At 51.4% G+C, this 23,524-nt stretch carries 27 protein-coding genes; 7 read left to right on the forward strand and 20 right to left on the reverse strand.

What is annotated here, in order from left to right; translation table 11 throughout:
• Positions 1 to 5 precede the first annotated feature (5 nt).
• Positions 6 to 1,217 (forward strand): MFS transporter, encoded by a 1,212-nt coding sequence (locus H8B09_RS12590; RefSeq protein WP_191203896.1) that lies wholly within the window; start codon positions 6 to 8, stop codon positions 1,215 to 1,217.
• A 41-nt stretch (positions 1,218 to 1,258) separates the two neighbouring features.
• Here the strand turns inward: H8B09_RS12590 and H8B09_RS12595 are convergent, their stop codons facing one another.
• Complete coding sequence (locus H8B09_RS12595; RefSeq protein WP_191203897.1) at positions 1,259 to 1,954, reverse strand: O-methyltransferase; 696 nt, start codon at positions 1,952 to 1,954, stop codon at positions 1,259 to 1,261.
• Positions 1,955 to 2,146: 192 nt separating this feature from the next.
• On the opposite strand from H8B09_RS12595, the gene H8B09_RS12600 reads away from it, so the two are divergent.
• Together H8B09_RS12600 and H8B09_RS12605 are read left to right on the forward strand one after the other, a co-directional pair.
• On the forward strand, positions 2,147 to 3,295 hold the full coding sequence (locus H8B09_RS12600) for a THUMP domain-containing class I SAM-dependent RNA methyltransferase (RefSeq protein WP_191203898.1): 1,149 nt from the start codon (positions 2,147 to 2,149) through the stop codon (positions 3,293 to 3,295).
• Between the two features lie 288 nt (positions 3,296 to 3,583).
• Positions 3,584 to 5,644: an LTA synthase family protein gene (locus H8B09_RS12605; RefSeq protein WP_191203899.1), complete on the forward strand. Its 2,061-nt coding sequence runs from the start codon at positions 3,584 to 3,586 to the stop codon at positions 5,642 to 5,644.
• Between the two features lie 80 nt (positions 5,645 to 5,724).
• Here the strand turns inward: H8B09_RS12605 and H8B09_RS12610 are convergent, their stop codons facing one another.
• From H8B09_RS12610 to H8B09_RS12655, 10 genes are all read right to left on the reverse strand, one after another.
• Complete coding sequence (locus H8B09_RS12610) at positions 5,725 to 5,946, reverse strand: YuzB family protein (protein ID WP_110045082.1); 222 nt, start codon at positions 5,944 to 5,946, stop codon at positions 5,725 to 5,727.
• A 12-nt stretch (positions 5,947 to 5,958) separates the two neighbouring features.
• Positions 5,959 to 6,261 carry an iron-sulfur cluster assembly accessory protein gene (locus H8B09_RS12615; RefSeq protein WP_191203900.1) on the reverse strand — a complete coding sequence of 101 codons (303 nt, stop codon included), beginning with the start codon at positions 6,259 to 6,261 and terminating at the stop codon, positions 5,959 to 5,961.
• Between the two features lie 143 nt (positions 6,262 to 6,404).
• A complete protein-coding gene (locus H8B09_RS12620; protein ID WP_224753560.1) occupies positions 6,405 to 6,662 on the reverse strand; it encodes a hypothetical protein in 258 nt (85 codons plus the stop codon).
• A 120-nt stretch (positions 6,663 to 6,782) separates the two neighbouring features.
• Positions 6,783 to 7,991: a M14 family zinc carboxypeptidase gene (locus H8B09_RS12625; RefSeq protein ID WP_191203901.1), complete on the reverse strand. Its 1,209-nt coding sequence runs from the start codon at positions 7,989 to 7,991 to the stop codon at positions 6,783 to 6,785.
• 156 nt (positions 7,992 to 8,147) lie between these two features.
• Positions 8,148 to 8,957 (reverse strand): glutamate racemase, encoded by an 810-nt coding sequence (gene racE, locus H8B09_RS12630; RefSeq protein ID WP_318152604.1) that lies wholly within the window; start codon positions 8,955 to 8,957, stop codon positions 8,148 to 8,150.
• A 172-nt stretch (positions 8,958 to 9,129) separates the two neighbouring features.
• Positions 9,130 to 9,591 (reverse strand): YtxH domain-containing protein, encoded by a 462-nt coding sequence (locus H8B09_RS12635; RefSeq protein ID WP_191203903.1) that lies wholly within the window; start codon positions 9,589 to 9,591, stop codon positions 9,130 to 9,132.
• The gene (locus tag H8B09_RS12640; protein WP_191203904.1) at positions 9,591 to 10,091 is read right to left on the reverse strand and encodes a DUF948 domain-containing protein; all 501 of its coding nucleotides are present in this window, start codon (positions 10,089 to 10,091) and stop codon (positions 9,591 to 9,593) included. The genes H8B09_RS12635 and H8B09_RS12640 overlap by 1 nt, the downstream gene beginning before the upstream one ends.
• A 180-nt stretch (positions 10,092 to 10,271) precedes the next feature.
• Positions 10,272 to 10,949 carry a helix-turn-helix transcriptional regulator gene (locus tag H8B09_RS12645; RefSeq protein ID WP_191204510.1) on the reverse strand — a complete coding sequence of 226 codons (678 nt, stop codon included), beginning with the start codon at positions 10,947 to 10,949 and terminating at the stop codon, positions 10,272 to 10,274.
• Between the two features lie 103 nt (positions 10,950 to 11,052).
• A complete protein-coding gene (locus H8B09_RS12650) occupies positions 11,053 to 11,478 on the reverse strand; it encodes a DUF86 domain-containing protein (RefSeq protein WP_191203905.1) in 426 nt (141 codons plus the stop codon).
• Between the two features lie 172 nt (positions 11,479 to 11,650).
• A complete protein-coding gene (locus tag H8B09_RS12655; protein WP_191203906.1) occupies positions 11,651 to 11,938 on the reverse strand; it encodes a Dabb family protein in 288 nt (95 codons plus the stop codon).
• A 174-nt stretch (positions 11,939 to 12,112) separates the two neighbouring features.
• On the opposite strand from H8B09_RS12655, the gene H8B09_RS12660 reads away from it, so the two are divergent.
• Positions 12,113 to 12,370, forward strand: a complete 258-nt coding sequence (locus H8B09_RS12660; protein ID WP_191203907.1) for a hypothetical protein — start codon at positions 12,113 to 12,115, stop codon at positions 12,368 to 12,370.
• A gap of 51 nt (positions 12,371 to 12,421) precedes the next feature.
• Here the strand turns inward: H8B09_RS12660 and H8B09_RS12665 are convergent, their stop codons facing one another.
• The 3 genes from H8B09_RS12665 to H8B09_RS12675 all read right to left on the reverse strand — a co-directional run bounded on the left by H8B09_RS12665 (position 12,422) and on the right by H8B09_RS12675 (position 13,912).
• The gene (locus H8B09_RS12665) at positions 12,422 to 12,805 is read right to left on the reverse strand and encodes a cupredoxin domain-containing protein (protein WP_191203908.1); all 384 of its coding nucleotides are present in this window, start codon (positions 12,803 to 12,805) and stop codon (positions 12,422 to 12,424) included.
• Between the two features lie 128 nt (positions 12,806 to 12,933).
• On the reverse strand, positions 12,934 to 13,338 hold the full coding sequence (locus tag H8B09_RS12670; protein ID WP_191203909.1) for a YhjD family protein: 405 nt from the start codon (positions 13,336 to 13,338) through the stop codon (positions 12,934 to 12,936).
• A gap of 94 nt (positions 13,339 to 13,432) precedes the next feature.
• Complete coding sequence (locus tag H8B09_RS12675) at positions 13,433 to 13,912, reverse strand: phage holin family protein (RefSeq protein ID WP_191203910.1); 480 nt, start codon at positions 13,910 to 13,912, stop codon at positions 13,433 to 13,435.
• Positions 13,913 to 14,187: 275 nt separating this feature from the next.
• Here H8B09_RS12675 and trpB point away from each other — a divergent pair, with 275 nt between their 5' ends.
• Positions 14,188 to 15,354, forward strand: a complete 1,167-nt coding sequence (gene trpB / locus H8B09_RS12680) for a tryptophan synthase subunit beta (protein ID WP_191203911.1) — start codon at positions 14,188 to 14,190, stop codon at positions 15,352 to 15,354.
• 105 nt (positions 15,355 to 15,459) lie between these two features.
• Here trpB and H8B09_RS12685 read toward each other — a convergent pair whose 3' ends face one another.
• From H8B09_RS12685 to H8B09_RS12700, 4 genes are all read right to left on the reverse strand, one after another.
• Positions 15,460 to 16,635, reverse strand: a complete 1,176-nt coding sequence (locus tag H8B09_RS12685; protein WP_191203912.1) for a sn-glycerol-1-phosphate dehydrogenase — start codon at positions 16,633 to 16,635, stop codon at positions 15,460 to 15,462.
• Positions 16,632 to 17,441, reverse strand: coding sequence for an HAD-IIA family hydrolase (locus H8B09_RS12690; protein WP_191203913.1), 810 nt, complete (start codon positions 17,439 to 17,441; stop codon positions 16,632 to 16,634). Before H8B09_RS12690 ends, H8B09_RS12685 begins: the two co-directional genes overlap by 4 nt.
• A gap of 267 nt (positions 17,442 to 17,708) precedes the next feature.
• Positions 17,709 to 18,509 (reverse strand): DeoR/GlpR family DNA-binding transcription regulator, encoded by an 801-nt coding sequence (locus H8B09_RS12695; RefSeq protein WP_191203914.1) that lies wholly within the window; start codon positions 18,507 to 18,509, stop codon positions 17,709 to 17,711.
• A 194-nt stretch (positions 18,510 to 18,703) separates the two neighbouring features.
• A complete protein-coding gene (locus H8B09_RS12700; RefSeq protein WP_191203915.1) occupies positions 18,704 to 19,633 on the reverse strand; it encodes a manganese-dependent inorganic pyrophosphatase in 930 nt (309 codons plus the stop codon).
• Positions 19,634 to 19,891: 258 nt separating this feature from the next.
• Here H8B09_RS12700 and H8B09_RS12705 point away from each other — a divergent pair, with 258 nt between their 5' ends.
• The gene (locus tag H8B09_RS12705; RefSeq protein WP_191203916.1) at positions 19,892 to 20,356 is read left to right on the forward strand and encodes a CBS domain-containing protein; all 465 of its coding nucleotides are present in this window, start codon (positions 19,892 to 19,894) and stop codon (positions 20,354 to 20,356) included.
• 82 nt (positions 20,357 to 20,438) lie between these two features.
• Here the strand turns inward: H8B09_RS12705 and H8B09_RS12710 are convergent, their stop codons facing one another.
• Complete coding sequence (locus tag H8B09_RS12710) at positions 20,439 to 21,464, reverse strand: glycoside hydrolase family 25 protein (protein ID WP_191203917.1); 1,026 nt, start codon at positions 21,462 to 21,464, stop codon at positions 20,439 to 20,441.
• A 284-nt stretch (positions 21,465 to 21,748) separates the two neighbouring features.
• Here H8B09_RS12710 and fabV point away from each other — a divergent pair, with 284 nt between their 5' ends.
• Positions 21,749 to 22,939 carry an enoyl-ACP reductase FabV gene (fabV, locus tag H8B09_RS12715; RefSeq protein ID WP_191203918.1) on the forward strand — a complete coding sequence of 397 codons (1,191 nt, stop codon included), beginning with the start codon at positions 21,749 to 21,751 and terminating at the stop codon, positions 22,937 to 22,939.
• 125 nt (positions 22,940 to 23,064) lie between these two features.
• On the opposite strand, the gene H8B09_RS12720 is transcribed toward fabV, so the two are convergent.
• The gene (locus H8B09_RS12720) at positions 23,065 to 23,475 is read right to left on the reverse strand and encodes a YjdF family protein (protein WP_191203919.1); all 411 of its coding nucleotides are present in this window, start codon (positions 23,473 to 23,475) and stop codon (positions 23,065 to 23,067) included.
• Positions 23,476 to 23,524: the final 49 nt, after the last annotated feature.

Here is a 23,524-nt window from a genome sequence, read left to right on the forward strand (position 1 = left end):
TGATTGTGGAGCAATGGAAAAAAAACTTGGCCGTACTCTGGGTCGGCCAATTTCTCGTAATGGCAGGAATGACAATGATCGTCCCTTTCCTGTCTCTTTATCTGCAGAGTGATCTTGGCGTGAAGGGCGAGCATCAAATCTCCATGTGGGCAGGCTTTATCTTCGCCGCTAACTTCGTTACCTCGTTCTTGTTCCAGCCATTCTGGGGCAAGCTGTCAGATAAATATGGCCGTAAGCCGATGCTGCTCCGGTCAGGCTTCGGCATGGCGGTTGTCATGGTTCTCATGGGTTTTGCCACGCAGCCATGGCAGCTGCTTGTACTCCGCATGTTGAACGGTACCATATCCGGCTTCAACCCTGCATCGGTCTCCCTCGTTTCGTCGACGACGCCTAAAGACAAGATCGGATTCGCCATGGGCACTCTTCAATCAGGCGGCATCGCCGGCACAATCCTTGGTCCGTTCATTGGCGGCTTGATGGCTGACGCCGTCGGATTCCGACCGATTTTCTACATAACCGGCATTATGATGTTTCTCGCCTCGCTGCTCTCGATGTTCGTCGTGAAAGAGCGGATCGATAAGCAGGCGGCTGCCGCAGCGGGTCAAATGACCGTTCGAGAAGGGCTGCTGAAGCTTAGCCGCGTTCCGCAAATCCCAGCGCTGTTCGCAGCGACGTTCCTGATCCAATTCGCTATGATGAGCCCGATGACACTCATTCCGCTGCTTGTTCAGAAACTGCATGGCACAACCGAGAACTTAGCGTTCTACTCGGGCTTCGTCGGCTCCGTTACTGGCTTGTCCAATATGGTTGCTTCGCCGATACTCGGCAAGCTGAGCGATCGCATTGGCAGTGAGAAAATTCTCGGCGTCGCGCTTGTTGGCGCAGCTGTTATGTTCATACCGCAGGCATTCGCCCAAACCGTATGGCAGCTGCTGATTTCCCGGTTCGCACTAGGTATTTTTCTTGGCGGGCTCGTCCCATCCGTCAATTCCTTGCTGCGCAAATACGCGCCTGAAGGCATGGCTTCACGCGCGTTCGGCTTTAACAGCAGTACACTTGGACTCGGCAACATGGTTGGTCCGATCACAGGCGGCATTCTATCGGGTTGGATCGGCATCCAAGGGCTGTTCCTGTTGTCAGCAGCGCTTATGTTCGCCAATTCGTTCTGGGTATATCAAACGTTGCTGCGGCGTTTGCGAGTAAAATCCAAAGCTTAAAATTCGCTTCATACGCTCTCGGGTATATGAATGACACCCAACTACTTCACTACAGCTAGCGCAAGCCCATCATAAGCTGGCAGCATCGCGCCGATCAGCCGCTCGTCATTGGCGATTCGTTCATTGAATGAACGGATCGCCTGCACGGATGGGCCGTTCCGAGTTGAATCTATCGTTTTGCCGCGAAGCAAAGTATTGTCAGCAGCAATTACCGCGCCTGGCCGTGCCAGCTTAATCGCCCACTCCAAGTATTCCGGGTAACCGCCTTTGTCCGCATCAATAAAGAAGAAGTCGAACTTCCTTCCCTCCTCTGCCAACTGCGCAAGCGACTGCTTCGCATCGCCGATCCGATAGTCGACTACCTCTCCGAAACCAGCTGCTTCCATATTGCGCCGCGCCACATCTGCAAACTCCTGCTTTAGCTCCAGCGACACAAGACTTCCCCCGGGCTTCAAGCCGCGTGCGAGACAGATTCCGCTGTAACCGCCTAATGCACCGATCTCTAATGCATCCTGCACGCCTGACGCATGCACAAGCAAGGTCAGCAGTCTTCCATATCCCGGCTCAACTGAAATATCCGGCATATCGTTAGCAGCCAACTGCTCTCGTACGTATGTCCACTGCGCATCTTGAGGGAACAATCCGTCTACGTAGCGCTCAGCCGTTGAAACGGTTGTTTCGCCTCCTAGGTTAGCCCCTGCTTCGGTTTGATTCTGTTTATTCTGATCATTCGTCATTTCTTTTCCTCCTAAAAGCAATTTGCTTTCTCTTCTTCGATAATACTGCCTGTAAGCAAATTGCTGACTTCGTAAGCATACGCTTCTGTACATTTGTACAATTATATGCTTTTATCCTATACTTGATTGTATGATTTATAGGTGCGGTGTACAAATACGAATTGCCGCTTACGACAGGAAACGGGGATGACGATGACAGAACGTAAGATACAACTGATTGCTACTGCTCCAATGGGACTGGAAGCAATCGTCGCGCGCGAGCTCAAGGAGCTCGGCTATACAGATCAGAAAGTCGAGAACGGCAGAGTTACTTTCACAGGCGTGCCTGCAGACATTTGCCGAACGAATCTATGGCTTCGGACCGCTGATCGGGTACTCGTTAAGATGGGAGAGTTCGAAGCGACCACTTTCGACGATCTGTTCGAAGGCACGAAGGCGCTCGATTGGCCGGACTGGATTCCAGGAGATGGCGAATTCCCGGTCGAGGGCCGCTCTCTCAAGTCGCAGCTCTCCAGCGTGCCTGCATGCCAGAAGATCGTGAAGAAAGCTGTCGTTGAGAAAATGAAAGAGCGCTACGGCACCGAATGGTTCCCAGAGGACGGCGCCCGCTTCGTTATCGAAGTAAACTTGCTCAATGATAAGGCGTTGCTGACGCTGGATACGACTGGCCCAGGTCTTCATAAGCGCGGCTATCGGAAGCTCGTAACCGAAGCGCCGCTGAAGGAAACGATGGCCGCTGCCATTCTGCAGCTCAGCCGCTGGGCGCCGAATCGTCCTCTGTACGATCCGTTCTGCGGCTCCGGCACCTTCCTCGTCGAAGCTGCCATGATGGGATGGAACGTAGCGCCGGGACTTCGCCGCTCGTTCAACAGCGAGCATTGGCCGCTCGTGCCGGAAGAGCTGTGGGCGCAAGCGCGCGAGGAAGCTTATGACCTCGTGAACGATGACGTGCCGCTCGATATTGCAGGCTCCGACATCGACCCTGCTGCGATCGAAGTTGCTGAAGCTGCGGTGAAGAAAGCAGGCTTCGCCAAAGAGATCAAACTTCGCACGCTCCCTGTAGCAAAGGCACAGCCGCAAGGCTCATACGGGGTGATCGTAACGAACCCGCCCTACGGCGAGCGTCTTCTCGATGACAAGGAAGCGGAGAAAACGATTCGTCAGCTTGGCTTCGTCTACTTGATGCTGCAGAACTGGTCATTGTTCGCGATGAGCCCTTCGAAGCAGTTCGAGCATCAATTCACGAGAAACGCGGATAAGAAACGGAAGCTGTACAATGGCCGTATTGAATGTCAGCTGTATCAGTATATGGGCCCGCTTCCTCCACGCAATATGGAGTAGGGTTGTTATAACCGTAAGGGTTGAGCAGATGCATCGGATCTGCTTAACCCTTTTTTTGCATACAAAAGCGGCTTAATCTCGCTTATTACGCATCATAGTAGTGCCCTTCTTTTAATAGCGCTGACACCGCTCTCCTGTGCGCTTATAACCGCTGCAATTCGGCAACAATGACAATATCCAACCATTTCCTGAACCTTGCAATGTCTGCTCGCTAGACTATAATGGGATAATGACCTTTTTGAACTACCTCTATTCATATTTTGTTAAGAAAGAAGGCTAAATTGAAGTATGGAAAGACCGCTGCAACAAGCTGCAAGGCGCGGATTGCACGTTTCCGCCGGACTGCTTGTCCGTTTCCTTGCTGCGGACCTGTTATCTTTTTATGTATTGATGATGCTGAAACTGTTTATGTTCGATCGCTTTATTAACGTCCCGAACATGGCGATGAACGTCGATGACGTCTTCGTTGCGCTGGGCACGCTCGCGCTCGCCTCTTTCTGGACGATTCTGCTGCCCAAACGCGGCAGGATGATTGCTCTTATCGTTCTGAATTTGATTCTAACGTTTGTCATATATGCAGACCTTATTTATTTCCGATACTTTCAAGACCTGATCTCCGTTCCTGTATTGACGCAGGCTGGCCAAGTCGAATCGCTGGGCGACAGCATCGACTCGCTGCTCGGCTGGAATGATCTCTGGTTCTTCGCCGATTGGCCGTTCGTCATCGTCCTGTCGATTCTAGGCTTCCGATCGATGGGCAGAAAGAACAAAGCTGCTCGACTAAGCTTCAACAGCCGCAAATCTCCTTTGCTCCGCCGCTGGCTGTTCCGACTATCGTTCATGTTGATCGTGTTCGCAACGGGAGTTACGCTGGTCTTCGTACCAGTCAACATCGCGAAACGGACATGGGCGCAGGGACTGTTCGTCGGCAACTGGTGGAACTTGTCCATCTATAACGTAACAGGCGTTCTAGGCTTCCATGGATACGACGTCTACCGTTACGCGAACCAGCATTGGATTCATAAAGCAGTTGCATCCGATCAGCAGATCCAAGAAGCGGAGGAATGGTTCAAAGCGCGTGGTGATGTACGCCGCTCGCTCGAAGCAGATCCAACCTTCGGTGAATATAAAGGCAGCAACGTCATTATGGTGCAAGCCGAAGCATTCATGAATTTCGTCATTGGCCAATCGATTGGCGGACAAGAGATTACACCGAACTTGAATAAGCTGATTCAAGAGAGTGCCTACTTCGATAACTTCTCGCACCAGACATCGCAAGGCCGTACGTCGGACGCCGATTTTGCCGTACAATGTTCGGTTCAACCGCAGCCTAGCGGCTCTGTATTTATCCAGTACGCGCAGAACGACTTCGACTGTACGCCAGCAGCGCTGAAGGCGGCAGGTTATACGACTTCGGTGTTCCACGCCTATGACGGCGGCTTCTGGAACCGCAATACGATGTATGAGCGGATGCAATATGATACGTTCTACGGCCGCAAACATTTTACAATCGATGAACCGCTCGGCTGGTCGCTTGGCGACAATTCGTTCTTCCGACAATCAACGGACGTAATGAGCGAACAGAAGCAGCCATTCTACTCGTTCCTGATTACGCTGTCGAGCCACCATCCTTACGCGCTGCCAGCAAGCTATCAGAAGCTGGACATTGGCTCCTTCAAAGGTACGATGTTCGGAGACTATCTGCAGGCTGTTCATTATGTGGACGAGTCGCTCGGCAACTTCATCGAGCAGTTGAAGAAGGAAGGGCTGTGGGATCGTTCCATCTTCTTGTTCTATGGTGACCATGACAACTCCATTCGTGAATGGGAGCCGTTCGAGCAGCTGCTCGGTCATCCGTTGAATGAGATCCAGCGGCAGCAAGTACTCAAGGAAGTGCCATTCCTGGTTCATCTGCCAGATGGCAAACATGCCGGCACTTATCATAACGTAGGCGGCCAACTCGATGTATCGCCAACGATTATGCATCTGCTTGGCATCTCGAGCGCAGATTTGCACAAGGTCGGCACACCGCTAGTTCTATCCAAGCCGTTGGATGGCAAGAAAGTCGTCTACCGCAACGGCGGCTTTACAGACGGAACGGTATACTACATGCCTCCGACTGACGGCATTCTTGAGCACGGTACATGTTATGACGCCAACACAGGCAATACCGTTGATATGGCTGGCTGCATCGATGGCGCGAAGCAAGCACGCGAAGAACTCCGCGTCTCGGACATGACGGTACAGTATAACATTATCGGCAGGCTGAATGATCGCGCAGCCCAAGGCCAAGCTCAAACGCAGGCTAATTCGAAATCGAAGGATACAGAGGCCGCGAAAGCCTCCTAGCGCTATACAGAATAACAACAAGGCCCTTCATCTCCGAATATTCGGAGATGAAGGGCCTTGTTGTTGACCTTGCTGCGCATTTATTTGATGTACTGCTTCGCTTTCTCGATTGCCTCGTCTTCTGAGGTTGCCTTCAAGTATCGGCCATTAATGAAGATGAACGGATACTTGGCGCATGGTCCGCAATAATTCTTGCAGCCGACCTTGATCTCAGATTCCGGAACCAGCTTCGCCAGCTTGGGCAGCATCGTCTTGACGCGGATGTGATTACACTTATCGCAAATTCTTATGTCGTTAGGCATGATCGTTTACGATTAGTGATCGCCGTGGTTGCCACGGGATGGATTCGTCACGGCAAATCCTTCTTGCGGTACATAGAAATAGTCAATCCGAACGCCGTCGAGGAAATCGACGCCTTTCTCCAGAATAACGTCGATACCAACGTCCGTCGTTACGACTTCATCTTTATCCGTAGGCGTATCGATTCCCATGCCATAGTGTGCGTGATCGCCATGCGCATGCGTCACATGAACACGAAGCAGTTTGCCTTCATTTTCCGGCTTGTCCAACTCCGTGCGAAGAACTTTCGCCGCAGCGCGGGAAATTTTGCATTTCATAGTCAGGTCGCTCCTTCAATCTATCATTATGATGATCTAAATTCTTATGTGGTAAAAGTCCACTAATCTTATTCATTGTATAAAATACATCGTCTAAGTTCAACCCGAAGCTTCATAATTCCTTAAGTAACCGAGCCGTACAATCAATGGATGTCATACTTACGTTCCATCCATCTGGCGAACCAATTCGCCGCGAGCATCGTCACCACAATATCGTCAATTGGCATAAAAGGAATCGGCACCAGCACATCGGGCAGCACCCAATATAAAGCGACAGGAATAAGGAAAACCAGCTTATCACGGGCAGATACCTGCGGATGCCTCAAGAGCACGGATACACGGGAAAAGGTTTGTTTCCAGCGGCGAAGCGACAGCCATTTGTTCATACGGTTCAACTCCATCTCATCTCATCCAAGCGTTACGATCCGATTGGATATACGAATAGTATTCCACGCCAAACGAAGCCGCTAAACATTACGTTCAGCAGCTTCATTGGTTTCAGGTTTCATTATGACCCTACATTAGACGCGGAATGTCATCGCTTCAAGCAGCAGCTTGGCGATATCCTCGTACATATCCTCGAATTGGCTCAGCGGGAGCGGATTAACCCCAATGCCAGCTTCGATCGTAAAACCTGGCTTGCGGAACGTTTGAATGAACCAATCTTTATAGCCTGCATCACTGCCTGTCAACTTAATGGGCCGGTAGCTGCTCACTGAGCCAAGTCGACATGCGAGTCCTTCCGATTCCAACGGCTCATAGTCCCGATAATTCCAATAGATCTCCTGCCCTTGCGTATGCACTGCCAGCACGAGCTTGAACTGCTGTTCCTCTGTAAAAGCAGCCATCGCTGCCGCTTCCGGCTCGCTTAACGGTCGTGGACCCGGATAATCACGTGGCCCTGGACCAGGTGTACCGCGTCTATTGCACTCTTCTTCCCAGAATGCCGGGAACTGATCATTCAAGTCCACACCGCGAATATTCGCCTTCCAGCGGCTGAATCGATGCGAACCCCGATTCATCTCGAGCAGTTCTTCATACATCGGATGACCGGGATTGAGCCCCTCCTGAACGAGCGCTGCACCATCCGGATTGACCATCGGGACAAGCCATAGCGACACTTCACTTAATAGCTGCCGAATGTTGGCATTCCGCCAAGATGTACCGGATTCATACGCCTGCGCAGCATCCTCTGCGAAGGTCATGAGCAGCGCGCTTGTGATCCATTCATTCGCATGAAATGCGCCATTAGCATGAATTGCATACGGACCGCTGCCAAGCTTAAGCGCAGTGATCGGTCTTCCCATGACGCTGTGTCCGATAACCGACGTCTCGACGGATTCATATCGACGCGCTAATAAGCTGCAGTCCCGCTGCAGCTCTTCAGGGCCGTATTCGGCCCTGGCGTCGACGATGCGATTAGGCGGCCCTGCTGGAATGCGCAGAAGCGTACCTGCTGACCACTGACTAGCTGCGCCTAAGCTGCGATTGGCAGCCTCGATAGCAGAAGAAGCAATACCGAATAAGCTCGACAGCCGGTCCAGCGTATCTCCCTCTTGAATCGCGTACCATACGTCAGAGGTTGGCGGCACACGCAGCACAACGCCAGGCGGAATCGGCTCATTCTCACAAATACGCGGGTTGCAGGCAAGCAGCGAAGCAGCGGACACTCCAAAATGTCGAGCGACACGCAGCAGCGTATCGCCCGGACGAACCGTATAGGATAGCACGGGATCTTCCTCCCTTTAACTGGATCGATCACGATATATCGTTCATGATCCTAATCTGCGATGCTCATCCATACATGATATTCGCTTGCATGACCACTCATGCCCGCAGCTGCATGCATTGCCTATATACCTTGCCTAGGCTTATCGTTGAAATCATCAGCCCATCTGCGAAACTTGCCACACTACCGGTGTCAGCTCAATCTGTTTACCTAGCCATTGCTTGGCAATCACTCGGAACATTGCGGGCTGTCCGCTGCAAAAAAATTGGTGGATCGGCGTCGTTTCAATGTTCGCGCGCTTATCCTGCTCATATAGAATCGTGCTTATTTCACGCGCTGTTTCTTCCGCTGAGCTAATGAGCACCACCTCCGGCCCCATTACTTCACCTATCGTTTCTGCGAGAAACGGATAGTGGGTACAGCCGAGAATCATGCAATCCATCGGGTAGTCCCGCAGACTGCCAAGCGCAGCACTCACTGTATCAAACGTTTCATCTGAACGAAAATTGCCACGTTCAACAAGCGGAACGAACGTTGGGCATGCTTTGCTAATAACATGGATATGCGGATTCAGCTGTTTCAGCGCAAGCTCGTAAGCACCGCTCTTTATGGTTCCGTCTGTACCGATAACACCAATGATTCCTGTATTCGTTCTGCCGATCGCCGCTCTGGCACCAGGGTGGATTACACCGACTACTGGGACGTTTACATGCTTCTTAATGTCCTCAAGAGCAAATGCTGTCGCCGTGTTGCATGCAATGACAATCATTTTGGGATCATACTGGGCCAAATATTCTACGATTTCTCGCGTAAATTGTACAACCTCATCTGCCGCTCGTGTTCCGTATGGCGTGCGGGCGGTATCGCCGAAATAAACAATTTTCTCATGCGGGAGCTGTCGCATAATTTCTTTGGCAACGGTAAGTCCGCCAACGCCAGAATCTAGTATCGCAATCGGCTGCTGCACATCCACACCGCTTTCTTTTTGAGCAATTGTACAGATTGCATTAGCATATGAATGCCCACATCGAAATGTACCTGTCTCAATATGTGTGTATTACAGCATATGCAGCACAAAGGCGACCGCATCCATCGGGCGGTCGCCTTTAGCCGAGCGAAGCTCATTCTTTTTGTGTCGATTAGCCAATCGTTTGAAGCGGCTTCTCGTCTACAGCTTGGAATTCAACCTGCTCCGTGCTAGTCTCCAGCTCATCAAGCGCGTTCTCCACCGCATCCTCATTCGCGTTTGCGATACCTGCAGTTATAGAGCTGACAATCGCCGCTTCCAGTTCAGCCTCTACCTTCGAACCAGCGCCACGCCACGATTTTACGCTCGATACGACTGCCGACGCAGCATTTTTCGCACGGTCAGCCACTTCGGATGCACCGCCGCCCACTTGTTTCGCCAACCGGCCTGTAGTCTCGCCTACTTGATGCGCCAGACGTGCCGTCGTATCTCCGACCTTCTGCGCGCCTTCAGCAATATCATGGCGCAGCTCCTTGCCAGCTTTCGGCGCAAACAGCAGCGCTGTAATGGAACCTACGACAGCCCCCGTCAGTGCACCCAGCAGAAATCCTTTGCTATTCGTCGATTTTGCCATTATAAATCGCTCCCTCCGTTGTTAGCGTGCCCATCGTCCTCACCAGAGCATGCAGGTTTCTTAACAACTTTGTCACGTACGGATTGCCACAGCTGCCATGCCGTCATTCCGACCTCAGCCCAATCAAGCGCTTCGTCGAGCCCTTTCATACGCTTATTCTCGATCCGCTCCGCCTGCTGCCGCGCCTTATTCGCCATAGCAGCCGTCATGGCATTCACAGCAGCAGAGGCATTCTCCACCGATTCACCAAGCACAGATGCCGCCTGGAATAACCCATTTACCGCTTTGAGCTGCGTGCTTACCAAGTCTAACGCGATTTCAGCCCGCTCCGTCGTTCCTTGCAGCTTGCGCATCAGCAAGTGCATTTCCTGCTCCAGCCGTTCGCCAGCCTGCTGCATTTGACGCAGCCGAATGATGAGAACACGCAGTCCGATTAACAGGCCAATCGTCAAAATGACGAATACAACTGTCGCTGCAACCTCGCACAATACCGTGATCATGACCTTAGTTGCTCCTTTCCCGCTTCGCCTCTCCGGTGGGATAGACGAATGCCTAATTTGTAATGACAGTATAATCAGTCTGGGCTTGACTCGACACAGCGAACGAGCATAAAAAAAGAACATCGCACGACCTTTCGGTTTCGTACGATGTTCTTATATAGCTGCATGTGATATTTAGGTTTATGGCTGTGTATCATCAGCATTGGCCTGAATCGCGTAGGTGCACTTGACGCCACCCTTCGCAAGGCACTCCGTGCGCTCCACCTTTGCTTGCAGAAGCTCTGCGAACAGTTGCAGCTCGCAAGCGCATGCCTGCTGATAAGGCTTCGCAACTTGCGCGATCGGGCAATTGAACTCATGCAGCCGATAGTTGCCAGTCGGCAGCTGCTCGACCTCCACCATATAGCCGCCTGCATGCTGTATTGCAGCCAGTTCTTTGACCCGACCGTCGAGTGACTTGCCTGCCATCCGCGGCGAATAACGCGCAATAAGCTTGCGCTTGCGGCTCTGAAACAGCTTATCGACGAGCGGTGCCGTTTCATTATCAGCCGACAGCTCGTCCAAGATCTCGAGCGTTAAACCGTGATAGTTCTTAGGGAACAAACTTTCCGACTCTTCCGTAAGAGCGTACATATGCTTAGGTCTGCCCGCACCGCGTTTGACGGATGTCTGATGGATGAAACCGTCACTCTCCAGCGCATATAGATGTCTACGAATAGCCATCTCCGTTAAGCCTAGGCTGCCCGCCAGTTCACCTGCGCTCTGTACGCCTCTCGTCTTCAGCAGCTCTAATACGGTCCGTCTGGTCGACTGAACGCTTCGCAGCGATGGATTTTCCTTATCATCTGTAGAGTTCATTTGGTCCATCCGATCCGCCGCCCTCCGCCTTAAGTCACACCATTATACCATTAAAGAGGTTGTTCAAAAAGTCCGCTTGTGATCACGAATTTTGAACTCGCACTTAAAGCTGCTGTTCTTGTGCCAAATAACGTTCAACTGCCGTCTTAAACTGCGCAAGCACTGCTGGCAGCACTGGCGAAAGCTCATGCAGCTCGGTGCGCGGCCATTCGTAGTAGTACTGAACGAGCGGCTTACGAAGCTTCACAAGCGCCGTCAGCGGCGCAACGAGCTCACTCGGCAGCACGTTCTCCTCCACGATAATATCGACCAAGTCCTCGTAGCTGCTTGCATCTCGCATAATAAATCCGTCAATCAGAAAGCTTCCTACATCTGTCACCGTCTCAATCGCAAGATGAAGCGCTCTCTCCTGAGCCATTCCTTCCAGCTGCGAGCCGCTCCAGCGTGCTGCTAAGTCCGTCAGTGTCTCGGATATAGCAGGAATAGCTTGCAACCTTTGTTGAATCTGCTCGACATTCACATAATACATAGTCGGCTGGCGCTCCTTTCTAAACCCGTATCGCTATGCTTACTCTGCGTTGTGATCAGAACCTGACTTGCGTCCCCGACGCTTCAGCCATGCGACCATAATAATGCTGCTGACTATCACAATAATGAGATAAGTCATCAGCTCGAATACGTCTCCCATGTGTCGCTGCTCCTTAGCTTACGTAATCGGCGCTGACAGATGCATCGCGCACCTGTGACATATGCTCGATTACTTTCTTATGAACAGGATGCACTTGATAAGCCTCAAGCGCCTCCATCGATTCGAACTTCGTGACGAGCGCGATGTCGTACGAACGCTCCGAGTGCAGGACGTCAATGCCGACTTCCAGATGCTTCAGTTCATCAATCTTGCCTTCCATATCGCGCAGCACTTGAGCTGTGCGCTCAATGCTTTCTGCGCTCCGGTCTTTCAACTTGAACATGACGATGTGTGTAATCATTCGTATCCACCTCATTAGTATATAGTTAGAACCGCCTAAGCGGAGTCTGTCGAGAACCAGGGATCTGATGTCGCTTCAAGATGGTCGATCGTGTTTATCGGCAGGTTAAAGAAGCCGCTCTCTTCACATAATAATGTTACTACAAATTGACGTACAAAGGGGATCGTTTAGACGATGCGCTACTCCGTTACAATAGCAGCCACCCTTATCGGGTTGGCCGTTTGTCTGTTCAACGCAACAGGTTATGACCCGCACAACTTTATCTTCTTCATGCTGAGCGTCCCTGTATGGATCGCGGAGTTGCTTGGCGACATTCATAATGTCGCCGTCCTGCCTATGTACATATTAACAGTACTCACCTGGGCAGCGCTTGGTTTTATTGCGGACTCCATCATCAGCCGTCAGCGCGCACGCTACAGCGGTCAAAGATAGTGGAAACTTCATTTAACAAGGAAAAGGAGCCGAGGTCGGCTCCTTTTGCTCTTATTCTACAATCAATACCGATTTCATGTCCGCATGACCAGTACCGCACATAACAGAACAGTGCATTTCATACGTACCCGGCTTGTCGAACGTCACGTCCTGCGTCAGCGTCGAGCCATTCAGGTCGATGTTGAAGTCTTTAATTGCGAGGCCGTGGAGACCGCTCTTGTTCTTCAAGATCAGTCGAACCGGTTGACCGGCTTTGACATGATATTCTTTCTGGTCGAATACGAAGTCCTGCGACGCTTCAACCTTCAGTAATTGCATGCCTTCCGGCAGTCCCGCCGTCTCATCCTTCGGTTTCTCGGGAAGACCGTACGTGAGCAGGTAAACACTCAATAAGGCTGCCGCTGAAAACACGACGAACATAATCCACTTGTGCATAAATCTGTGCTCCCCCTTGCAGGCATTAGTCTACTCCTTATAATACCCAACTTCGTCCAATCTTCTCAACCATTAACGCCTTGGAGGACAAACTTTTTTCTACCGAATGTGACAAATGTATGAACGATTCAAGCGCGTAAATACGTTTTCATCAGCCGCTCCGATTCCGCCTTGACGAATCCCCACACCATAGCAAATTGATGATGGTAACCGCGGCATACATATTTAGCGACTATGCCATCCTTCTGCTGGCTTTCCTCATATACCTTGATGCCGGCATCTCGGAACTCCCTACGCAGCGCCGCCAAATCGAGCAGCACACGATCCTGAACAGCACGCAGCATGGATTCGTATAACCTAGGCAGCTTCATGCCAGAGTGGGAGACAATACGTATATCATGATCCAATATGCGCATGACAATGCCGAGCAGCATGTACTGCTTCACCATCCCCTGCTCCGCCTCACTCTGTATAGGCGGAGGCGCTGACCGCCGGGCTGCAGGCGCAAGTATCTCGTCTTTCGTTACCGCCATTGATTGGCAACCCCTTTCACAGAAACAAGAACACCTGTTCTTATTATAACGACAAATAGCCCGCTTATGCAAGCGGACTTCGTTTCCCTTTTATTTATTTGGAATTGTCGTTATTTGAATGATCGCCTTCTTCAGTATGGCCTGATGAATTTCCCTCTTCCTTTTCTTTATCGCTGCTTTTGTTCCCTTTATCCTTGAGCACCTCAATAATCTGCCTTAGGCTATCGGGAAGCGGAAGTCCAATCCTTCCATAGTTTTCTGTAATGGAAATGAGCTCGTTGGCTAGATAGAAATAAATGGCGCCGGACATCGTAACTCCATCAAGATGGAGAAGCAAATCTATTTGATGCGCGAGAAGCACAATCAGCAGTGTCAGCCCTTTACGAGTAAGACCCCACGAACCAATATGGCTGTTTAGTCCTTTCTTCTCCTTCATCGCGGCGGCGACACCGGTTAGGTAATCGACACCCATCGCGACGAGCAGCACCGTGAGTGATTGCGGCCAAGCGCCAAACGCATAAGTGAATGTAGTACCAACTACTGCTGCCATCGAGCAAAGCCAGGCAAGCGGCATATCCCCCCCCTCCTTCATGAATGCGTGCATCTGACGCTTGTAGAGGTTGTTCACAAAGTCCGAAACCCATGAACACGCACTTATACTTGCCAGCAGTCGACACAGCATCGGGAATATATATTATTTATATGCATGGAACTGTAGGGTTGTCCGAGCCATCCGCCCAAAGCATCTGTACATTTCCTCCTTATTCCTGCTGCTTGTACTTTTTTTGTGTTAGGATAGAGAAGAGAGCGATTGCTCGTTCACTAAGACATCTATTGGAGGCGGTTTCATTGACGGCAGAGCAACAAACGGCAGTAGGCTACTTCGGCCAATTCGGCGGAAGCTTCGTGCCGCCCGAACTGCAAGAGGTACTGGATTATTTGGCAGAGCAGTTTAATAAGTTCAGGAATGATCCAGCATTCAACGAGGAACTGCGCTATTACTTGAAAGAGTATGTCGGACGGGAAAACCCGCTTACATACGCTGAGCATTTGACCGAGCAATGGGGAGGCGCCAAAGTATACCTGAAGCGCGAAGATTTGAACCACACTGGCTCTCACAAAATCAACAACGTAGTCGGACAAATCCTGCTAGCGAAGCGCATGGGCGCGAAGCGCGTCATCGCTGAAACCGGCGCTGGACAACACGGCGTAGCGACAGCAACTGCCTGCGCAATGTTCGGCATGGAGTGTATCGTCTACATGGGCGCTGAGGACACTCGCCGCCAAGCGCTCAACGTATTCCGGATGGAGCTGCTCGGTGCAAAAGTCGTCGCTGTCGACAAAGGCCAAGGCCGTCTGAAAGACGCTGTCGACGAAGCGCTTAACGATCTCGTTACGAACTACAAAACGACGTTCTATCTGCTCGGCTCGGCAGTAGGACCACACCCATATCCATCGATGGTCAAGCATTTCCAATCGATCATCAGCGAAGAGTCGAAGCGTCAGATCGTAGAGAAAGAAGGACGTCTGCCCGATGCGGTTATCGCATGCGCTGGCGGCGGCAGCAATGCGATCGGTTCCTTCGCTCACTATATCGATGAGCCATCGGTTAAGCTGATTGGTGTTGAGCCGGATCAGGCTCCGACGATGACACAGGGCGTGCCTGCTGTTATCCATGGCTTCAAATGCCTCGTACTGCTCGATGAAGAGGGCAATCCGAAACCAACGTATTCGATCGCTGCAGGTCTCGACTACCCAGGCATCGGACCGGAACACAGCTATCTGCAAGAAATCGGCCGTGCACAATATGTTACGGTGACGAATGAAGAAGTGCTTGCCGCATTCCAAGAGCTGTCCCGCACAGAAGGCATCATCCCTGCGCTCGAAAGCGCGCATGCTGTTGCCCATGCGAAGAAGCTTGCGCCAACGATGAGCAAGGACAGCATCATTATCGTCAACCTGTCCGGCCGCGGCGATAAGGACGTGGAGCAAGTATTCCATATGCTCAACAAGTAATAACAGGTTGATCGGAAGACACGACAAGAAGAAGGCCTCGAACGGCACATGCGTCAGCATGAACGTTCGAGGCCTTCTATGTATATCAATCTATGATTGCTTTGTTTATCCGATTGCAATGGCCGAAGGCGCTTGATTATTAGCACGCAGCAGCGTAGAACGGTTCGCGCGAATCAAATGCGCTTCTTGCAGACTGCGCTGCAGCAGCTCTTCATCAATGCCAAGCTCTTGCGGCGATGTAGGACCACCTACAATTGCGAGCAGTCGTTTCAGTTCATCAGCCGTTGGAACTGCTGCAAGCGCTTGTTCAAGCCGTGCATCAGCAGAAAGCAACTCTGGATGTTCTGCCGTCACGCGGCGGTAATGCTCAGAAATAGTGGCGCAAGCAACTCCAACCTTAGCGCCATGCAGCAGAGCACGGCGTCCGATTCGCAGAAACTCCATTTCCCAATAATGGGACAAATGATGCTCCGCTCCTGAGGCAGGGTGCGATTGTCCGAACAACAGCATAGCCAGACCGGATTCGATGAGCGCTTCCGTCAGCGCACGAATGCCTGCCTGCTCTCGGCGGCCAATCGACTCCGCATGATCAATGCATTTGCGCAGCGCTTGCGCTGTAATTGCAGCGACCGCTTTATCATAAGGCTCATCGTTAGTAATAGTGCCATACGTCCAGTCGAACAGCGACGTATATTTGCCCAGCATATCGCCGAAGCCCGCTGCCGCCATCGCTGCCGGCGCTTCGCACAACACATCCAAATCAGCGAAAATCGCATCAGGCGCAATGGCTGCGAACGTCTTCTTCTCGCCACGAATAATAAGCGGCGCACCTTTGGAGTTGAAACCATCGACAGATGGCGCTGTTGGTACCGAAATAAACGGGATACCCGTCAAGTAGGCCGAATAACGCGAAATATCGTGAATCGTTCCCGAGCCGACCGCTATGACAACTTCAGCGCGGGTCTGACGAATTTCCATCATCAATTGGACGAGTGACGCCTCGTCTGCAATAACATCGCCTTGAGCATCCGGCTTAATCAGCGTTGTCTGAACCGATATGCCAGCGTCGGCAATTCGAGGCCACAGCTGTGTACCTGCTGCCGCATGCGTGTTATAGTCAGCTGCAATCAACACACGCTTATACCCGCGGTCAAACAAATATGGCGCTACCCGTCTAAGCGCGCCCGATTCTATTACAATCGGATCGATTGCAATGGCACTCAGCGCAGCATCTTCCAGCCACGGCGCTGCTTCCTTCAAATTGTTCAACACTCGACTCATACCGTTCCCTCTCCTTTATCCCTTGCAATGCTGGCCAATTCCGCTATGGATGGCCATACCCAATCCGGCCGCGCCGGCCACAACCCTGCAGGCGCCTGTACCGTCGAACCCGTCAGAACAAGTGCGGTCTTCATGCCAGCACGCTTGCCGAGCCCAATATCCGATTCCATGCTGTCTCCAATGACGAGGCATTGATCGGCAGACAGCCCCAGCGCTGACATCGCTGCTTCCGCCATCAATGACGACGGCTTACCAACGACGAGCTCAACCTCCGCTCCCGTCGATGCAGTGATTGCACCGATCATGCCGGCCACATCAATCTGAGCTCCTGTAATGCCGGGGAAAGATCGATCCGCATTCGTAGCAATAATACGTGCGCCATGACGTACAGCGCGGAAAGCATCGTTCAAATCCTGGTATGTCAACGTCTCATGGAGTGTAATGACGAGCCAATCCGCATCTTCTGGCTGCTCAGCATGCACAATATCGAACGATTCTAATTCTTCGCGCAAACCAGGATCGCCCAGCGTCCATACTCGGCAGTCAGGCGCTTGCTTGCACAAATAACGGGCCGTCACCGTTGAGGACAACACGATCTCTTCCAGCGATGCCGTTATGCCATATCGACTAAGCCGTTCTTGGCACATTGCTCGCGAGATATTGCCGCGATTACTGAGGAAGACGAGCCGCTTGCCCGCTTCACGAAGCGCAGCAATCGCTTCCGGGGCGCCTTCGATAATCTGGTCTCCCCGAAACACCGTACCGTCTAAATCGATTACGAATCCGTCCAATGCCGTCGCAATCATCGATGCACATCCTTTACGTCCTGCAATAGAGGCTTGCCCCTTGAACTCATAGAGAGTTGTAGAGTCTGATAGAAAAGTGTACGTGCAAGACGAACACTTATACCCATTAATACAGCCGCTGTTAAATAGCGGCCCTTACACTCTATTGTCCTTCCCGTACCATTCGAATGTCAACGATTGTTTACTTTTATTGGCGTTTTCATCCGTTCTTCGTTCGACAGACGAATACCAACGTTTAATCCGACTAATATCGTTAATTGACAATCATTATTCCATCAAATGACGATAATCCGCTGTATTTGCAATATGCACTTCAATTCCCGTAATGCGCCGTATGAAATTTGGATCTGCGCCTTCATCCGTAATCAGCGAATGAACCGCGCGTGTCTGCACGCTTGTTGCGATCGAGCGGCGGCCAAGCTTCGTATGATCAAGCATCGCAACAATACGCGACGCATTTACTGCCATCAGCTTTTTAAGCTCAGCTTCATATAGGCTAAAGTCCGTCATCCCTTCTTCAATCGTGAAGCCCAGCGATGAGGTGAAGAACAGATCGGCATGAATCTCTTCGAGAATGGTGCGGCCTAATACACCCTCTACAGAACCAGAGCCTGGACGCAGCACGCCTCCAATCAGAATCACGTTGATGCGCGGATTACGATTAAGTGTTAGCGCGGCCTCCACCCCATTCGTCACGACCGTCAAATAATCACAATCGACGAGCGACTTAGCCAACTCCAGCACGGTCGAGCTTGCATCGAGCAGAATGCATTGGCCTTGATGAACGAGTTCTGCCGCCTTCCGGCCAATTGCCTGTTTGAGCTCGGCGTTCAACTCACTGCGGGATGTGACCCGCATATCCTGCACGGCCGAAGCTGGCTTCTTCGAGCGAACAGGAACGGCTCCGCCATGCGTCCTCTCCAGCAGCCCCTCTTCTTCCAACTGGCGTAAATCGGTCCGAAGCGTCCCTTCCGATACATTCAACTGACGCGCTAACTCCTTTACAATGACTTGTTTATGCTGCTGCAGCAGTTGCAATATCTGTTCCCGACGATGGGCTGCGAACATGGCTCATTCCTCCTGACAATTCGTTGCTTCTCATTAGCTACCGATCATTATAACGGAAAACGATAACAAACAACAGAAAATAACAAGCAAGCATAAGTGCCAGTTGGCCAACTTAGAATGTGGCGGCAATACAAAAAAGCCCATGCCGTATATGTACGGCATGGGCTTTGGGTCAGCTGCTGTGCAGCAGTTTATTACTTGTTGAACGTATCCGTGAGGATAGGCACGATTTGTTTCTTACGCGATACAACGCCTTTCAGTACTGCCGTGTTGTTCGACAGCGTTACGTTGTAAGCTTGTTCAACGATGTTAGCGGAACGGCCGAGTGCGATCGCTACGGAGTCGTTCGTCAGAATGTCCGTTACAACGAACAGGAAGAGATCAAGACCTTTCTCTTCGATGATCGCGTTCAGACCAGCTTCAACTTCAGCCTGACGGGACAGAACATCGTTCGTGTCTACCGCGTTAACTTGTGCGATTTCAACTTTCGCGCTGCCCATCGTGAACTCTTTGGAGTCGATGGAGATCAGCTGCGCTACCGTTTTGTCGCTCAGGTCAGCGCCGGCTTTGAGCATTGCAAGGCCATAAACGTCAGCGTCTACGCCAGCGATTGCTGCGAGCTCGCGAGCTGCGTCTACGTCTTCTTGCGTGCAAGTCGGCGATTTGAACAGCAGGGAATCGGAGATGATAGCGGAAAGCATCAGGCCTGCGATTTCTTTGCTGATTTGAATGCCTTTTTCTTTATAAATTTTGTTCAGGATCGTCGCCGTGCAGCCTACTGACTCAGCGCGATAGTAAAGCGGATCGCTCGTTTCGAAGTTTGCGATACGGTGGTGGTCGATAACTTCGAGAACGCGAACGTCCGCGATGTCGTTAGCGCTTTGTTGGCGCTCGTTATGGTCAACGAGAATAACTTCTTTCGCTTCTGCTGCTACCGCTTCAACTAGGCGCGGTGCTTCGATGCCGAAATAGTTAAGCGCGTATTGCGTTTCACCGTTTACTTCGCCAAGGCGGATTGCCTCTGCGTCAACACCGATTTGCTTCTTCAGCTCCGCGTATGCGATTGCCGAGCAGATCGTATCCGTATCTGGATTTTTATGGCCGAACACAAGTACTTTTGCCATGATTCACTTTCGCTCCTTCGTCTATCGTATATTCTATTGTGATCATACACAGACTCGTCCTTAATAATAGCATACTTATCGGATTATTTTCATTATGGAATCGACGAAATTTAGAGAGTTATTCTCGCCCTTTACATTCGTTTTACGTGAATCGGCATCGGATTTAATACGAAAGATATATGCTGATCTTAACCAGACACCGTCCGCTTCAAATTTGCATGCGGTGCGGCGTACTCCATGAGCAAAGGATGACTGACAATGATAAAGTCATACGAACCCAAGTTTCCACAACGTCCTGCTTTCCGTTCGACTTACGATGGAACACACGGTGCCCCTATGTACGCTGGCGAATTGGCTCGTCCAGTGCCGCGTCTGAATGCTCATTGGAATTGTAAGCAAACAACTCAATTACTGAACAGCTACTCCGCTTCTCCCTGCGCTGTTGTTTGCGATGCTAAGGAGCGTCCGATTGGCCTCATCATGCGTGATCGGTTCTTCCTGCAGCTTACGAGCGGCGATTGGCTAACCATGAACAACATGCCGATTACCCGCCTAATGAATGAGCCTGTTATTGTAGATGTACAGTGTACGCTTACACAGATCAAAGAGCAGTTGATTCGTCTGCCGATGCGGCCGAAGCAGCGTTATGTTGTCGTAACGAACGAAGGGAAATTAAGCGGCGTTATCGTCTTAGATGAACGGCTGTGTCCAGTTGAACAGTAATAGGTTTGCCACAAGGCGAACCTGACTTTGAATCGTACAGGTCCGCCATGATTTTCGTATAAAATGATAGTCACAATAATGCTTATGCGTTCCCCTTACCGTTCACAAGCGCATCGATTGCTGCCTTCGTCTCGGCGCTGAAGCTTCGGAAGAAAGCGACTAGATCCTCGTTGCACAATCCCGCATTATACAGCATTTGAATCATAACCAATTCCGCATGCCCTTTGTCATTTGAAGTCGTGATATACCCCGATTTCTTAGCCGCTGCAATCGCATCATTCGCCCAAGCCGGCGGCGTCTGATTGCCCGACATGTTCACGAGTTTCTCCAAGGCCGCTACCCGATTCGCCAAATCCGCCATTTGCTGCTTCTCTGCGTCTGTCATTTCATCTCCCCCTCCATCGCCACTGCCGCCATTGTCATTTCCACCGTCTCTGCTGTCATGGCGATAAGCGTGTTTAAGCTCCTCTAACGTTCCATCATACTCATTCAAATCAACCGGTCCGTTAATGCCGGCAACCTTCCTGCCGCCGCCTGTTCGAACATCGCCAACCGTACCATCGCTATACTGAAGAAACGTCCACCGTTTCCATGCCGCTGTATCAGCTGGCGGTGAAGTGGAGTATCTTGCCATCCACACCTCATAGGCACTAAACGATGCGTCAAAATTAGAAGCAAATCCGATATACGTGTAGATCATCGGACGAACGCCTGTCAGTCGTTCGATCTCTGTTAAGAAGGCCATCGCTACGGCATGAACATTCGAAGCATTCATACCATCCTGAACCTCTTCGTAGTCCATTACCGGCGGCAACTGGAATGCTTCAATACCACCTGCGTCCGCGATGGCTGCGGCGAAGTTAGCGGCCTCCTTCTTGGCTGCATCCGTCGATGCCGCATCAATGAAGTGATAGGCGCCAACAAGCACGCCAGCTTTGCGCGCTCCTGCTGCGTTCGTTACGAACATGGAATCACGGAACGTTTGACCTTGACTTGCTTTCAGAAAAGCAAAAGAAATGCCGTCTGCTTTCACCTTCGCCCAGTCGATATTCCCCTGATAATGAGAGACATCGATCCCCTGTGCATTGCCTGCGCGTCTTGGCTGCATGCCGACTCATCTCCCTCCTGGAAGCAATTTGCTTTCTTCGTAGACCCTACTCCCTGCAAGCAAATTGCTTGCTTCGTAAACATATGTTTCCTCAGACAACCAGTTCATTGTATGTATGATCCCTCGCTTATGTCGCGGCCTCTGCGCATGGACATGCAAGGATTTGAACATTTTTGGGCTGTACACTTTCGCTTAGAGGCGGTTTTCATATAAAATAGGAAGGAGATGCTATGAAAGCAAATTTTAGAACTTAAATTAGGCTGCATACAGAAAGGAACGAATATATGATTATTCAACCGAAATCCCGTGGATTTATTTGCACGACTGCGCACCCGCAAGGCTGCGCTGGACAAGTTCAACGCCAGATCGACTACGTGACGTCGAAGCCTGCTATCAGCGGCCCTCGCAACGTGCTCGTCGTTGGTGCATCGACGGGCTACGGCCTTGCATCGCGCATCGTCGCATCGTTTGGCGCGAACGCGAATACAGTCGGCGTTTATTTTGACAAAGGGGCAGAAGGCGCTCGTACAGCTACAGCTGGCTGGTACAACTCGGCGGCTTTCGAAGAGGCTGCTGCTGCAGCTGGACGCAAATCGTTCAGCATCGTCGGCGACGCATTCTCCGACGAGATCAAAGAAAAAACGATCGACTTGATCCGCACGGAGCTTGGCCAGATTGATCTCGTTGTATACAGCGTTGCATCCCCGCGCCGTACACATCCGAAGACGGGAGAGTCGTTCGCATCGGTTATCAAACCGCTTGGCGAGACGTATTCGAACAAAACGGTTAACTTCCACAACGGTGAAGTTTCGATCGCAACGATCGAGCCAGCTACGGAAGATGAGCGACGTCAGACGATCGCCGTAATGGGCGGCGAAGACTGGGAAATGTGGATCGAAGAGCTCCAGAAGGCTGGCGTGCTGGCTGACGGCGCTACGACGATCGCTTACTCCTACCTCGGACCAGAAATTACGCATGCCGTTTACAAAGAAGGTACGATCGGCGCAGCGAAAGACGATCTCGACGCAACGTCGAAACGTCTGGATGCGAAGCTCAAAGAAACGGGAGGACGTTCGTTCATCTCCGTTAACAAAGCACTCGTTACGCAATCGAGCTCGGCTATTCCAGTAGTGCCGCTGTACATTTCCGCTCTGTACAAAGTAATGAAGGAAAAAGGCATCCACGAGGGCTGCATCGAGCAAATGTACCGCCTGTTCAGCGACCGTCTGTACAATGGCGCAGAAGCGCCAGTTGACGCGCAAGGCCGCATTCGCCTGGACGACTGGGAAATGCGTGAAGATGTACAAGCTGAAGTGGCTCAGCTGTGGGCTGATCTGACGACGGAGAACGTATACGATCTGTCCGATCTGAAAGGTTATCACCGCGAGTTCTTCCAGCTGTTCGGCTTCGAGACGGATGGCGTCGACTACGAGGCAGATACGAACCCAGAGGTCGAAATTCCGAACCTTCGTTAATAGATATAAGGAAGAAGGCACCGCGCGAGCGCGGTGCCTTCTTTGTGGTTGCGTACAGCTGCGCAGCTGCAGGTATGCAGAGCCAAAGTTTCTATCATGCACAGCACACATTCCGTCAGCAAGTATCAATGACCGCGATGCTTCTCCTTCGCTTTGTGCTTCTTGAGCGCCCATTTGCGAGATTCGTCAGCTTCGCGCTGCTGTTTCGAGTACGCCTGCTTCTCCCGTTTCCGTTTCTCATACTCCAGCTTCAACGCTTCCTGTGCGTACGATGATACACCGCGGCTCCTTACCTCGCTGGCCACCTGTCGAGCCAGACGCTTCGGATTCACTTTGGTGGCGGTCGGCTTGCGTACATCTACCTCTTGCGTGAGCCTGCTTACGAGCAGGAGCAGCTCCCGTTCAATGAACAGCAGCACTTCCTCGTCCTGTGGTTCAGATCCAAATACATGCCTAGCCGCCCTCAGCTTGCCTTTGTTCTGCTCCTCAACAATTCCGATCCAATACTGACCGTCAAACATTACGGTTAACTTCATTGCATAACCCCCTCTTGAACAATCGAGACGACGGACATCCCGAGGGGGA

Source organism: Paenibacillus terricola, assembly GCF_014779765.1.
GTDB classification, from domain to species: domain Bacteria; phylum Bacillota; class Bacilli; order Paenibacillales; family Paenibacillaceae; genus Paenibacillus_T; species Paenibacillus_T terricola.

Excerpts from the sequence above, each read along its gene's own strand:
- H8B09_RS12595 (WP_191203897.1), bottom strand. The coding sequence starts at position 1,954 with ATGACGAATGATCAGAATAAACAGAATCAAACCGAAGCAGGGGCTAAC.
- H8B09_RS12600 (WP_191203898.1), top strand. The coding sequence starts at position 2,147 with ATGACAGAACGTAAGATACAACTGATTGCTACTGCTCCAATGGGACTG.
- H8B09_RS12605 (WP_191203899.1), top strand. The coding sequence starts at position 3,584 with ATGGAAAGACCGCTGCAACAAGCTGCAAGGCGCGGATTGCACGTTTCC.
- H8B09_RS12610 (WP_110045082.1), bottom strand. The coding sequence starts at position 5,946 with ATGCCTAACGACATAAGAATTTGCGATAAGTGTAATCACATCCGCGTC.
- H8B09_RS12615 (WP_191203900.1), bottom strand. The coding sequence starts at position 6,261 with ATGAAATGCAAAATTTCCCGCGCTGCGGCGAAAGTTCTTCGCACGGAG.
- H8B09_RS12620 (WP_224753560.1), bottom strand. The coding sequence starts at position 6,662 with ATGGAGTTGAACCGTATGAACAAATGGCTGTCGCTTCGCCGCTGGAAA.
- H8B09_RS12635 (WP_191203903.1), bottom strand. The coding sequence starts at position 9,591 with ATGGCAAAATCGACGAATAGCAAAGGATTTCTGCTGGGTGCACTGACG.
- H8B09_RS12640 (WP_191203904.1), bottom strand. The coding sequence starts at position 10,091 with ATGATCACGGTATTGTGCGAGGTTGCAGCGACAGTTGTATTCGTCATT.
- H8B09_RS12645 (WP_191204510.1), bottom strand. The coding sequence starts at position 10,949 with ATGAACTCTACAGATGATAAGGAAAATCCATCGCTGCGAAGCGTTCAG.
- H8B09_RS12650 (WP_191203905.1), bottom strand. The coding sequence starts at position 11,478 with ATGTATTATGTGAATGTCGAGCAGATTCAACAAAGGTTGCAAGCTATT.
- H8B09_RS12655 (WP_191203906.1), bottom strand. The coding sequence starts at position 11,938 with ATGATTACACACATCGTCATGTTCAAGTTGAAAGACCGGAGCGCAGAA.
- H8B09_RS12660 (WP_191203907.1), top strand. The coding sequence starts at position 12,113 with ATGCGCTACTCCGTTACAATAGCAGCCACCCTTATCGGGTTGGCCGTT.
- H8B09_RS12665 (WP_191203908.1), bottom strand. The coding sequence starts at position 12,805 with ATGCACAAGTGGATTATGTTCGTCGTGTTTTCAGCGGCAGCCTTATTG.
- H8B09_RS12670 (WP_191203909.1), bottom strand. The coding sequence starts at position 13,338 with ATGGCGGTAACGAAAGACGAGATACTTGCGCCTGCAGCCCGGCGGTCA.
- H8B09_RS12675 (WP_191203910.1), bottom strand. The coding sequence starts at position 13,912 with ATGCCGCTTGCCTGGCTTTGCTCGATGGCAGCAGTAGTTGGTACTACA.
- H8B09_RS12685 (WP_191203912.1), bottom strand. The coding sequence starts at position 16,635 with ATGAGTCGAGTGTTGAACAATTTGAAGGAAGCAGCGCCGTGGCTGGAA.
- H8B09_RS12690 (WP_191203913.1), bottom strand. The coding sequence starts at position 17,441 with ATGATTGCGACGGCATTGGACGGATTCGTAATCGATTTAGACGGTACG.
- H8B09_RS12695 (WP_191203914.1), bottom strand. The coding sequence starts at position 18,509 with ATGTTCGCAGCCCATCGTCGGGAACAGATATTGCAACTGCTGCAGCAG.
- H8B09_RS12700 (WP_191203915.1), bottom strand. The coding sequence starts at position 19,633 with ATGGCAAAAGTACTTGTGTTCGGCCATAAAAATCCAGATACGGATACG.
- H8B09_RS12705 (WP_191203916.1), top strand. The coding sequence starts at position 19,892 with ATGATAAAGTCATACGAACCCAAGTTTCCACAACGTCCTGCTTTCCGT.
- H8B09_RS12710 (WP_191203917.1), bottom strand. The coding sequence starts at position 21,464 with ATGCAGCCAAGACGCGCAGGCAATGCACAGGGGATCGATGTCTCTCAT.
- fabV (WP_191203918.1), top strand. The coding sequence starts at position 21,749 with ATGATTATTCAACCGAAATCCCGTGGATTTATTTGCACGACTGCGCAC.
- H8B09_RS12720 (WP_191203919.1), bottom strand. The coding sequence starts at position 23,475 with ATGAAGTTAACCGTAATGTTTGACGGTCAGTATTGGATCGGAATTGTT.